Origin of the sequence: Actinoplanes sp. NPDC020271, assembly GCF_044388125.1 — a bacterium.
In the GTDB taxonomy this organism is placed as follows: Bacteria; Actinomycetota; Actinomycetes; order Mycobacteriales; family Micromonosporaceae; genus Actinoplanes.
On the sequence record NZ_JBIRWQ010000060.1, the window covers coordinates 1 to 10,525 of the forward strand.

Consider the following 10,525-nt stretch of genomic DNA (forward strand, 5'->3'; position numbering starts at 1 on the left):
AGCGTTCTTACACGATTACAACCATCATCGGCCCCACACCGCCATCGGCAAGACCACGCCGATCACCCGGTTGAACAACCTGGCTGGACATCACAACTAGGTGTCGCTGCCGGGCTTGGTCCTGGGTGTGAGTGGAGGCGATGATCTCCCCGCCCATCTCCACGACCGCTCCGATCGGCATCTCGCGGCGCAGCACGCCTTCCTCAGCCACGGAGATCGCGGCGTCGACGAGTTCTTCCGGCGTCATGCCGGCTCCGCCCGGTCGGCGCGCGGCTGTGGGATAGCAGGCCGCGACGTCGGCACCGCAGCGGCGGGCACGGTTATCTGCAGGTCCCAGCCGGGGCAGTCGGTGCTCGCGTGGGGGACCAGCCGGGGAACAAAGGTGTCGGCGGTGGGGCGGCCGGCCTGCTGCCAGCGGGTCAGCCAATCGTGCAGAACCGTCAATGACGCCGAACCTGGTGTGTCGGCGATGATCGTGCCGTCGGTCAGGATCACGGCTGCGGACGTAGCGGTGCTGTGGCCGATCCCGCGGACCAGATTACGCAGCGACACCATACTTAGACCGGGGTCGGGTGGGGCGGCGGTGAAGGCGCTCCAGGATCGCCAGTCGGCCTCCATGTCGCCGTAGGTTTCGGTGTGCCCGGGGTGCAGGAGCCGATCGACGGCCGCGCGGGCGCCGCTGTTGTCCGGATCGTCGGCGCGCCAGCCGATGGATATCCAGGACGGATCCGGTTGACGGTCGCAGTAGTCGACCCACCGGCCGGGCACGGTCACGGCGTCGTCCACCGGTGTCGGGGTGCTCTGGGCGTAAACGCCACCGACAACGGCCTGCACCCGGGGCTGGCCGGCGTCGACGGTAATGGTGGTGATCAAGGCGGTGGACGGCAGCTGCGCGATCGGCAGTGAGGCAACGATCCGGCCGCCGTCCACGATCTGCTCGACCCAAGCCCGGGGAAGCCGCGGCGGCGTGCACCACCCGACCGCCCGATCGAACGGCGCGGCGGCCGCGAAGCCGGCCAGGCCGTCGGCGACGTGACAGTCGATCCCGGTGACCCTGCGTTCGGCGTGGATCGCCCGCGCCCGGTTGACGAGATCGTCGCTGATGTCGATGCTCGTGACCCGACCGCGTGGTCCGCACAGCCGGGCCAGCAGGGCGCCGCTGTAACCCGAGCCGGTACCGATCTCCAGAACGCGATGCCCGGTCTGAACCTTCAGGGATGTCACTTCGCGCTGGATCCACTCGGGGACGGACCGGTGGACGGTGGCGCCGTAGCGTTCGTGATCGGTGTAGGTGAGGACGGGTACGGTTCCGAAAGCCTCATTGAGATCGGTCACGACTCCTCCAAAGGTGCACGGTCAAGGCGACGGGTCGGCGGGGGCCACGCGGTCGATGCTGCGCTAGAAAAGGCCGTTCCAGCGGAAAACAGCGGGCGCGGCAGCTCGACCAAGGTTCGGGTCATGTGTCGATCACGGCGAGGAGGTCCTGTCCGCAGTGCCACGGTGTGGTCGCACGGTGAATCGCTGATCTGCCGTAGCCGGCTGTTACCACCCGCTGAGGTGCAATCGTTCACCGGAACGCCAGGCGGCGACGCAGGCCAGGGTGTAGCGGTCCGTTTCGGCCGGAAGCTCCTCGAAGGGAAACCATTCGATGCCTGCGCATTTGTGTGGCTCGGCATTGACCGGCTCACCGTGCCGGCCAGGCTCGAAGGCGGCGGTGAAGACCAGGCCGATACGGCCCTGCCCGTTGCGGTTGCGGTGGTGGACGGTGGCAGTGAAGTGCAGGTCGTCCTCACCCAGGCGCAGGCCGACCTCCTCGGCGGCCTCGCGCCGGACCCCGGCCAGGGCAGTCTCGCCTGTCTCGAGTTTGCCTGACACCAGGTTCCATTCGCCGTCGGCATACCCGGTGCCGGCACGCAGCGCTAACAGGACTTTCGGGCCGTCGTGCAGCAACAGGAAGACATCGACCGGGCGCCGAGGCGCAGCGGCCGAGGGCTGGCGCGGGGCGGACGAGGGCTGGTGCAGGGCGTTCAACGTTGTCTCCTCCAAGCGGCGGGCACATCATGGCGAGGTCAGAACAGGGGCGTCTTGCACAGTGGTAGTACTCAGGAGCGGATAGGTCGGCCAACTGCTGAAGCTGACTCATCCGCGATCACCCGCACCGGCTTGCGCCGTCGGTGAGCAGCCGCGCGAACAGCGCGGAGGCGACCAACGCGTCAGGCAGCGCCCGGTGTTGCCCGGCCAGCACCGGGATATGCGTGTGTGCCAGCAGTGCGCATCGACGCTGTACGGCACCAAGCTGGGGGAAACGTTGCCTGGCCAGGCACAGCGTGCAGAGCATCAGTGCCGCCGTCCCCGGGCAGGCGCCGTGCCGGGCGACCGCCCCGTACGGCGGCTCGCCGACGACCATATAAGCGGACAGGTTCATCACCGGCCACCCTTGCCGTGGTGGTGGGTGAACACGTTTACCCACAGGTCGGCCTGCCTGCGGCTGGTCAGGTGGATGACCGGCGCTCCCCGGAAGTGCTCGGCGATGCAGGCCCGCACCTTCGGCAGATGGGTATGCCGGTATCGCCACCCGACGTACCAGAGGAAAGAGGCGTTGATGCGGTCAAAAACGCCGTCAGGGTGTCGGCCGCCGCGGTAGCGCAGGCGGCGTTGCAGAATCCCGAGTAGGCAGACCAGCGGGTGCGGGTCGACCACGATCACCGTGTCGGCCCGACCGAGGCGGATCGGCAGGGAAGCCAGCGAGTTCCCGTCGATGATCCACGCTTCGCCGGCGACGACCTCCCGCTGTAGGTCGACGAAGACGGCTTCGGCGACGGTGGTCCCGTCGTCGGCGTAGCGCAGGTCATCCAGGTGCGTGACCGGGATGCCAAGGATAGTGCTGAGCCGGTTGGCCAGCACGGTCTTGCCGGCGCCGCCGTTACCGAGGATTGCGATCCGGCGCACGGAACGTCTCCTCCCGGTGGGACTCGTCGGCGCTGATCAGGCGGTTGCGCCGGGTAGGCCAGGCCCGCCAGGGCAGGATCACGATGGTGGTCAGCAGCACGGCGGCCAGCGCGAGTAGCGCGGTTCGGGCACCAAACGCCGCGGCGGCCAGCCCGGCGGCAGCGATCATGGCCGGTTGGGCGATCTTGCCGCTCACGGCCCACGCGGCGGCGACGCGGGCGAGGTAGCCGTCGGCGGTGGCCTGCATCCGGTAGGTGGCGAAGGCCGGGTTGAACACGCCCGCGCACATCAGCAGGGCCGTGTCGGCGCCCACGATCATCGCCAGGCCGGCCGGTGTGCCGGGCGCGAGGGGGATGATGCCTATCCACAGGCAGCGGGCGGCGCCGCCGATCAGCAGGACGCGCATCAGCCCGGCGCGGGCGATGATTCGGGGCGCGAGCAGCGAGCCGAGCACTCCGGCCGTGCAGGGCAGGCCGAGCGCCAATCCGTACGCGGCCGGGCTGAAGCCCAGGTCTCGCAGCATCAGCACCGCGATCAGCGGAGTCGAGGCGACTATGCACCCGCCGAAGATCAGAGAATGCGCGAACAGGCGGCGTAGGACGGGGTGGGCGGCGATGTGGCGCCAGCCCGCCGTCATCTCCGCCACCGAGTGCCGGCCCCGGTCCGGGCCGGGCGGGAGGGGTTCATGCCGCCGGATCCGGGCCAGGAGCAGGCCGGAGGCCGCGAAGCTGACCGCATCGGCGCCGGCGGTGGCCAGCGGGCCGAGGGCGGAGACCAGCAAGCCGCCGACCGGTGGGCCGGCGGTGCTGGCCGTCCACATCGTTGTCTCCCACCGGGAGTTGACCAGCGCCAGGCGGTCGGCCGGCACCAGGTGTTTGAGGTAGGCGGTGCTGGCCGCCGACGACGCGATCGTCCCGACCATCTGCCCGGCGGCCACCACGCACAGTTGGGTGAAGGTCAGCTTCCCGAGCCACGCGGCGATCGGCACGCTGGCCAAGGCCGCGCAGCGCAGCAGGTCCGCGCTGATCATGGTGGGCCGTTTGCGGTGGAACTCGACCCACGGTCCCAGCGGCATGATCGTCACCGACCCGGCGATCCCGGCCACCGCGGCCAGCAGCGACACCTGCCAGTCCGAGGCGTCCAACATCAGGATGGCAACCAGCGGAAGGGCGCCCGCGCCAACTCCGCTGCCGGCCTGGGACACCGCGTACGCCACCCACGCCTGCCGCAACTCCCGCCGCGGATCGTGCAGCGTCTCGAAGCGGCCGGCTGCCCTGGCTGCAGGATCCGGGATCGTCATGACATATCGGTACCGGAGCGCCCGCGGTACGAGCTGTCGGGCACGCGACGCAGTCAGCCGAAGCGGGTTCTGTTTTCGCACATATGGTCGAATGTGGCGTGTTGCTGCGAACCCGGGGGACGCGTCGGCGCCACGGTGGCGGTTATCGGCTGGATGCATGCACAGCCTCGATCCCGTGGTCGTCCGGCGACGGCGCCGAGGCCCACTGGCCGGCTCCGCATATCTCGGTGTGCCTATGGCGGATCGCGACAACCAGCAGATCGAGGATGTCGAACTCGACGGCGATGCCGACGGCGGCCCGCAGGACGTCGGAAAGTTCCGCGGCAAGCTCGCGAGCGTCGAACGCGCCGTGCTTTTGGCGTTTGAGACCGGTACCGGCCCAGATGTTGATCTGTGTAGCGACCTCACCGGTCTCCTCGGTCAACTTCGCCAACCTGACGAAGGGCCCCGAGTCGTCGGGATAACGGACGGCCAACTCTCGGACGGTGGCCACAAGCAGGTGAAACGGCTCGCCCGCCGTGCTACTCCCGGTCTGTATGTGGGCTGCTTCGGTGGCGGTCATGACCTTGTCCTCCGGCACGCCGTGGTGTTCTCGTCCGCGGAGACGCTGTGGTCGGCAGCGCAGTTGACCCGCAGGTGCTCGACCGAGGATGTGCCCGGGATGACGAGCATCGCCGGCGAACGAGCCAGCAACGTTCGCAATGCCTCGACCGGCCGGAGAGCCGTGACGGCGTTGCCGGTACTCGGCGGGGTGATGGCGGCACCGAACGGTTTGAAGGCGACGTACGCCAGACCGTTGGTCTCGCAGTAGTCGAGGACGGGATCGGTGCTGGTCACCGCATGCTGGTTCTGGACGGCGGCGATGCCGGTGATCGCGCGTGCCTGTTCGATCTGGTCGACGGTGACTTTCGACAGGCCGATGTGCCGGATCTTGCCGGCGCGCTGAAGGCCGACGAGGGCGCCGAGCTGGTCGGCGAGCGGCACCAGCGGGTCGGTGCGGTGCAGGTAATACAAGTCGAGGGTGTCGACGCGCAGGCGGCGCAGGCTCAGTTCGGCGCACTGGGTCAGATATTCGGGTCGGCCGCACGGACGCCAGATGTTCGGGCCGGGCCGGGCGAGGCCGCCCTTGGTGGCGATGAGCAGGTCGTCGGGGTAGGGGTGCAGGGCTTCCCGGATCAGGGTCTCGACCGTGTGGGGGCCGTAGGCGTCGGCGGTGTCGAGGTGGTTGATGCCGTGGTCGTGGACGGCGGCGCGCAGGAGGCGACGGGCCGCGTCGGGGTCGGCGGGCAGGTCCCAGTGGCCGGGGCCGGTGAGTTGCATCGTGCCGTAGCCGAGACGCCGGACCGGCAGGTCACCGCCGATGGCGAAGGTGGAGCTGTCGGTGGTGCTGGTCATCGAGGTGCCCTTTCGGTGCCCTCGGTGACGCTGTGAGGGCTGTCAGTCGAACAGGGTGGGTTGCGGATCTGCGGCCGCGCTGGTGGTGGTCGACGACGGTGCTGCAAGACCGATCCCGGCGACGGCGGCAAGCTGCTGCAGGGTGGGTTCGGTGGTGAAGTGCTGGCGGATCAGGACTGGAAGCAGCAAGGCCGTGCCCGCGGTGTCCCACAGCGCCCGATGGGGCCGACTGCCGGGTGCGGCGGCGGTAACGGCGGCTGTCAGTTGCAGGTGGGTCAGCAGGTCAGTCAGACCGAGTTTGCCGGGGATGGACGCGGCCTTCGCCAGGCGCATCGTGTCAATGAGGCCGGCGACGGTGAGGTCGGGCAGGTGCCGGTGCAGCAGGCGCCAGTCGACGCCGATGTTGTGCCCGACGAGCCAGGCCCCGGTGAGACGGGCGAGCACGGCGGGCCGGACGTCGTCGAGGGTGGGCTGGCCGCGCAGGGCGGTGCCGGCCAGCCCGGGTGAGATCCACGGCCGGACGGGGATGGCCCGGCCGGGATCGATGCCGGTGCTGTAGGCGGTGGCGATGTCCGGGCGCCCGCCCAGGAACCGGACCGCGGCAATCTCGAGGATCTGCTCCTGGTCGCGGTCCTGCGCTCCGGTGCCTTCCAGGTCGAGGGCGACCAGGTTGGCGGTGTGCCAGGGCTCGGATTCGGTGGTCACCGCGTTGACCGTACCGGCGCTCAATCGTCCTCGGTGCGAGCGGCGAGTGCGAAGTTCTGCCTCACCCGTTCGAAGTCCGCGGCCTGTGCGGGGTCGAGGTCGTGGCCGGTCATCGACCTGCCGTGCGCGCCGAGCACATGCGGGGTTTCGATGTCCCACATCTGGTAGCCGAAGTGGTGCTGCAGGGCGTAGCGACGCTGTTCACCCAGGCCCGTGGTCCAGACATGGCCGTCGTCGAGATCCCAGGGCGTGTCGAACCCGAAGTGGTCGAGGGCCGCGCGCATCTGCTGGTCGGTGGGCTGCCGGAGAGCGTCGGAGCAGCGGCGTTGCTGCTCCAGCGGGCAGATGTCACAGAGCTCGCGGACGCCCCAGTGACCGTTGTAGTCGAACGTGGTGTGCGCGTAGGCGACCCCGCAGGACGTCTTGCGGAACAGCGGGGTGGTGGTCCCGGAGGCACGCCAGGCGGCGACGACCCGGGCGTCGAGGTCGGACGCCATCGTCTTGCGGCGGTGATACTCGTCCTCGCTGTAGGGGACGGTGACGCCGAGCCCTTCCAGGTAGGTGGCGTTCTCCTGCTTGTGGTAGAGGCCGGTGAAGACCATGGCGTCGACGTCGCGGCCGACGTCGAGGACGTGCGCCATGGTTTCGGGGCTGTCGTTCCAGCCAGGGGTGATCGGGCGCCAGTACAGGATCACGCCGGTCCGCCGGCGGTGCTCGGCCGCGGTGCGGATGGAGGTGACCGTCATGTTGCTCTTGGAGATCGGTTCGATCCGGTCGTCGCTGATGCCCGAGTAGGTGAACAACAGCGTGACCCGCAGGTGCTGGAGGCTTTCCAGGAACGCCATGTCGTCGGCGGTGACCTTGAACCGGGTGATCACCAGCATGTGGTTGGTGTATCCGCGTTCGTCGAGGGCGGCCAGCACCTGGAACAGGTGCGGTTTGACGCCGGGCAGGAACGGGTCGGTGGCCTTGTTGAAGATCTGCAGCGGCGTGACGTGCGGGGTGAACATCGGGTGGTTGAGCAGCATGTCGATCGCCTGCTCGGTGGCCACGAGCAGCTGGGGGATCTTCATGTCGAAGTTGCCCCAGAAGTGCCGGACGCAGTAGCCGCAGTTCAGGGTGCAGCCGACGATGTGGTTGAGCGACAGGCCGCTCTTGCGGTTACCGATGATCTGCGCAATGTACGGATCGAGGCCGGCCTGTTCCTGCTCGGGCATCAGGCGCAACTGCTTGGGACCAGGGGAAATCTGCAGCAAGGTCGGGCCGGTCATCGGTGGCCTCCATTCACGTGGGCGGCGATCGGGGCGTGGAGTAGATGGGTTTTGCCGGGCCCGTACCAGGTCGCGAAGTCGATGGCGGCGGTCGCGCTGGTGTCCGAGCTGTGGATGACGTTGTCGACCAGCCGGCCCTGCGCGGTGGCCTGGGCGAGGCTGTCGGCGGCGAACCGGCCGCGGATCGTGTCCGGGCCCGCAGTGGCCGGGTCGGTCGGGCCGAGCAGGGCCCGCAGCCGGGGCGCGGCGTCCGGGCCGTGGCCGAGCGCGACGGCCGCCTGCTGGCCGACATAGATTCGGCGCAGCTCCGCGGCCACATCACGACCGAGCTCGGCCGAACGCGGCAGCATGTCGGCGTAGTGCGTGAAGATCTGTTCCTCAGTTGGGTACACCGTCGTGACGTGCAGGACGGTCAGGTGTTCGGTGACCATCGTGAGGACGGGGCTGACCAGGTTACGGTCTAAGCAATCGGGTTTGAGTAGAATGACGGTCCAGAACTTCCAGTCGACTGTGAATCCGCCGGTCATGGTCGCTGCGCTGCCGAATCGAGGTCGGAGATCTGGTCGGGCCAGCGGGCGGCCAGCAGCCATCTATGGGCAGGCGTCAGCGCGGCGGCGATGTCCTCGGTAACCCGGTGCCCTGCCTGAATCTGCCGGTAGGCCTGAAAGATCAGCAGGACCTGCTGCCAGTAGGCCGGCAGCGGCAGCTCGGCAGCGGTCTCGGCCGTGAGTTCACCGGCGCCGGTGCGCACGGCGCTCTCCCAGTCGAGCAGCACTTCAAGATCGCCGTTGCTGAGACCGGGCATCGCCGGTGCGGGGAACTGGGGAGCGGTCTGGCTGTCGGCTTCGGCGAGGATCGCGGTCACCTTGTCCCGGTCGAGGACGTTGATGTGCATCGACCCGACGTGGTGGGTGTAGCTGCCGAGTTCGACGCCGAGGCGCCGGGCGGCGATCTCCTGGATCATGGTGAACGCGAAGGTGTCGCCGAGCAGGCCGATGACCGCGTCGTTGCCGCGCATGTATCCGGTGGCGTGCAGGCGGCCGCCGCGGAGCATGAACTGCAGCCCGAGGGTGCAGGCGACGTCCGGGTTGTCGACGCCGATCGACTCGTGCGGTCGCATGATCACCATCGCCGCACGTTTGCTGTCCGGGTCCTGCCGCAGGATTTTGAGGCACCGGTCGAACTGTGACAGGCCGTCGTCGCCGCCCGGGCCAAACAGCCGCGGCCCATACGCGGTGCCGGTCAAGGTGGTGCCGTCTGTGGACAGCTTGGCCAGCCGCGGCGCGTAGTAGCTGATCATGGCCACGTCAGCGCGGCCGCTGACGTACCACAGCAGCTCGGCGTAATTGAACGCGATGTTGGAGCGGCGTGCGGCCAGCCAAGGGGTACGGCGGATGGGGTCAGTGAGCCGGAAGCTAATGTTCGGCACTTCCAGGCCGTCCTTGCCACGACCGGCAGTCTCGTACTCCGGGTCGTGGAGGATGCGGCGCAGGACCGCGGTGTAGGCGTCGGTGAACGTGTCGAACGCGGCCGGGGTGAGCATCAGCGACTCCTGACGGGGGCGGGCCGGCTCGTACCGGCGAGGTCGTGCAGGGCGTCGAGCAGCACGGCGGCTTGTCGTGAGACCCGGTACGGCTCCAGCAGGTCCAGACAGGCGCGGATCACGTCGGCGTGTTCGTCAGTGCCCGCGATGCTTTCGATCCAGCGGATCCGGTCGACAAGCTCCGCGGCGTCGCGCACGTGCAGGATCTTCGGCGTGAGCCGCTCGGCGCCGACCGTGTCGGCCGGAGTCATCGGCAGACACCCTTGGGTGACTGACTCGAACAGACGCGTGCCGAAGGCGCCGACGGTGCGGTACCGCTCGGGCGTCAACAGCACCGTCGTGAGCGCTTGGGCGTGCAGGCCAGCGACGTCAGCGAATCGGATCCGGCCGGTGAACTGTACGTGCGGCCACGCGTCCGTGTTCGTCCATTTGCCGGCGACCCGATGATTCATCTGTGCGGCGGCGGGTGCGAACCAGCGGTCGAACGCCTCATCACGGCCGTACTGATTGCCGACGTACACCAAGGGCAGCGGGCGAGGAAGCCGGGCAAGGGTACTCGGGTCTGCGCTGTCGAGCGTTCCATCCGGGACAGGGGACGTTACGGTGATCGCGCCGGCGCTGGGATGCAGTGCAGGGTCAGCGACGCGTACGTTCGCCTGGCCTCGCAGCGGATCATCGGCGGGCAGCCACAGATCGTGATCCCACACGACAGTTGGCAACCCGAGGTCATGGGTGTAGTGATCGAGCAGCTGCTGCTGACGGTGCAGATCGCAGGTGTGTCCCGGCGCCCCACAAGCGGTGGTGTTACGGCCGGGGAGCGGCCATCGCCACTCGAAAACGATGGCGTCGAGGTTCGGCAGCCCGGCATCGAAGCGGTAGGCGCCGGTCAGATCGGTGCCGGCCTCGCTCAAGTCACGGTTGGCCTGCACCAGCACGACCTGGTGACCGGCTGTTTGTAGCGCATCGACGAAGGAACGGCGGAAGCTACGTGCTCCGTCTGGCGTGTCGAGCACCCCATCGGTGAGGAAACCCCAGCAGCTATATCCAATAAGCGAGGGCGGCCCGAGTGCTTCCGCGAGGGCAGGTGGCATGCTTTCTCCTGACGGCGGGGGTTTCCCGGGGTCGGCTGAGACGGGCAGCAACAGATCGGCCGGCGAACCCGCGCGATGCCTTCGTCACCCCGTGGTTAGCGGCCGGTCGTACCCGTTCATCGACTGCCATTGTGTTGTTCCACCATCCGGCCTGCCGCCGTCGAGGGGAACGCCATCTAACCTCGGTCTTTCACTTGAGCGTCGGCTCATAGCTTCTGGTCAATGAATCTGATTCGCGTGTCTCTCGCTGTTTTGAGGGCATGCTGAATGC

At 68.5% G+C, this 10,525-nt stretch carries 13 protein-coding genes; all 13 read right to left on the reverse strand.

Going from position 1 to position 10,525, the window contains the following annotated elements; genetic code table 11:
• Positions 1 to 7 precede the first annotated feature (7 nt).
• The 13 genes from ACH442_RS47315 to ACH442_RS47375 all read right to left on the reverse strand — a co-directional run bounded on the left by ACH442_RS47315 (position 8) and on the right by ACH442_RS47375 (position 10,254).
• Positions 8 to 247 carry a hypothetical protein gene (locus ACH442_RS47315; protein WP_396344787.1) on the reverse strand — a complete coding sequence of 80 codons (240 nt, stop codon included), beginning with the start codon at positions 245 to 247 and terminating at the stop codon, positions 8 to 10.
• Positions 244 to 1,335: a protein-L-isoaspartate O-methyltransferase gene (locus ACH442_RS47320; protein WP_396344788.1), complete on the reverse strand. Its 1,092-nt coding sequence runs from the start codon at positions 1,333 to 1,335 to the stop codon at positions 244 to 246. Before ACH442_RS47320 ends, ACH442_RS47315 begins: the two co-directional genes overlap by 4 nt.
• Before the next feature lie 207 nt (positions 1,336 to 1,542).
• A complete protein-coding gene (locus ACH442_RS47325; RefSeq protein WP_396344789.1) occupies positions 1,543 to 2,031 on the reverse strand; it encodes an NUDIX domain-containing protein in 489 nt (162 codons plus the stop codon).
• A 118-nt stretch (positions 2,032 to 2,149) separates the two neighbouring features.
• Positions 2,150 to 2,425 carry a hypothetical protein gene (locus ACH442_RS47330; protein ID WP_396344790.1) on the reverse strand — a complete coding sequence of 92 codons (276 nt, stop codon included), beginning with the start codon at positions 2,423 to 2,425 and terminating at the stop codon, positions 2,150 to 2,152.
• The gene (locus ACH442_RS47335; protein WP_396344791.1) at positions 2,425 to 2,949 is read right to left on the reverse strand and encodes a topology modulation protein; all 525 of its coding nucleotides are present in this window, start codon (positions 2,947 to 2,949) and stop codon (positions 2,425 to 2,427) included. The genes ACH442_RS47330 and ACH442_RS47335 overlap by 1 nt, the downstream gene beginning before the upstream one ends.
• Complete coding sequence (locus tag ACH442_RS47340; protein ID WP_396344792.1) at positions 2,924 to 4,249, reverse strand: MFS transporter; 1,326 nt, start codon at positions 4,247 to 4,249, stop codon at positions 2,924 to 2,926. The genes ACH442_RS47335 and ACH442_RS47340 overlap by 26 nt, the downstream gene beginning before the upstream one ends.
• A 142-nt stretch (positions 4,250 to 4,391) precedes the next feature.
• Positions 4,392 to 4,811 (reverse strand): hypothetical protein, encoded by a 420-nt coding sequence (locus ACH442_RS47345; RefSeq protein ID WP_396344793.1) that lies wholly within the window; start codon positions 4,809 to 4,811, stop codon positions 4,392 to 4,394.
• Positions 4,808 to 5,644: an aldo/keto reductase gene (locus ACH442_RS47350; RefSeq protein ID WP_396344794.1), complete on the reverse strand. Its 837-nt coding sequence runs from the start codon at positions 5,642 to 5,644 to the stop codon at positions 4,808 to 4,810. Before ACH442_RS47350 ends, ACH442_RS47345 begins: the two co-directional genes overlap by 4 nt.
• 42 nt (positions 5,645 to 5,686) lie before the next feature.
• Entirely contained in the window at positions 5,687 to 6,349 is a 663-nt protein-coding gene (locus tag ACH442_RS47355) for a 3'-5' exonuclease (RefSeq protein WP_396344795.1), read from the reverse strand.
• Between the two features lie 20 nt (positions 6,350 to 6,369).
• The gene (locus ACH442_RS47360) at positions 6,370 to 7,620 is read right to left on the reverse strand and encodes a hypothetical protein (RefSeq protein WP_396344796.1); all 1,251 of its coding nucleotides are present in this window, start codon (positions 7,618 to 7,620) and stop codon (positions 6,370 to 6,372) included.
• Positions 7,617 to 8,147 carry a nucleoside-diphosphate kinase gene (locus tag ACH442_RS47365; RefSeq protein ID WP_396344797.1) on the reverse strand — a complete coding sequence of 177 codons (531 nt, stop codon included), beginning with the start codon at positions 8,145 to 8,147 and terminating at the stop codon, positions 7,617 to 7,619. Before ACH442_RS47365 ends, ACH442_RS47360 begins: the two co-directional genes overlap by 4 nt.
• Positions 8,144 to 9,163 (reverse strand): thymidylate synthase, encoded by a 1,020-nt coding sequence (locus ACH442_RS47370; RefSeq protein ID WP_396344798.1) that lies wholly within the window; start codon positions 9,161 to 9,163, stop codon positions 8,144 to 8,146. Before ACH442_RS47370 ends, ACH442_RS47365 begins: the two co-directional genes overlap by 4 nt.
• Positions 9,163 to 10,254 carry a hypothetical protein gene (locus ACH442_RS47375; protein WP_396344799.1) on the reverse strand — a complete coding sequence of 364 codons (1,092 nt, stop codon included), beginning with the start codon at positions 10,252 to 10,254 and terminating at the stop codon, positions 9,163 to 9,165. Before ACH442_RS47375 ends, ACH442_RS47370 begins: the two co-directional genes overlap by 1 nt.
• Between the last annotated feature and the right edge of the window lie 271 nt (positions 10,255 to 10,525).

What these genes read in the sequence shown, in the direction of transcription:
- ACH442_RS47365 (WP_396344797.1), bottom strand. Translation starts at nt 8,147, where the DNA reads ATGACCGGCGGATTCACAGTCGACTGGAAGTTCTGGACCGTCATTCTA.
- ACH442_RS47350 (WP_396344794.1), bottom strand. Translation starts at nt 5,644, where the DNA reads ATGACCAGCACCACCGACAGCTCCACCTTCGCCATCGGCGGTGACCTG.
- ACH442_RS47330 (WP_396344790.1), bottom strand. Translation starts at nt 2,425, where the DNA reads ATGAACCTGTCCGCTTATATGGTCGTCGGCGAGCCGCCGTACGGGGCG.
- ACH442_RS47360 (WP_396344796.1), bottom strand. Translation starts at nt 7,620, where the DNA reads ATGACCGGCCCGACCTTGCTGCAGATTTCCCCTGGTCCCAAGCAGTTG.
- ACH442_RS47375 (WP_396344799.1), bottom strand. Translation starts at nt 10,254, where the DNA reads ATGCCACCTGCCCTCGCGGAAGCACTCGGGCCGCCCTCGCTTATTGGA.
- ACH442_RS47315 (WP_396344787.1), bottom strand. Translation starts at nt 247, where the DNA reads ATGACGCCGGAAGAACTCGTCGACGCCGCGATCTCCGTGGCTGAGGAA.
- ACH442_RS47370 (WP_396344798.1), bottom strand. Translation starts at nt 9,163, where the DNA reads ATGCTCACCCCGGCCGCGTTCGACACGTTCACCGACGCCTACACCGCG.
- ACH442_RS47345 (WP_396344793.1), bottom strand. Translation starts at nt 4,811, where the DNA reads ATGACCGCCACCGAAGCAGCCCACATACAGACCGGGAGTAGCACGGCG.
- ACH442_RS47340 (WP_396344792.1), bottom strand. Translation starts at nt 4,249, where the DNA reads ATGACGATCCCGGATCCTGCAGCCAGGGCAGCCGGCCGCTTCGAGACG.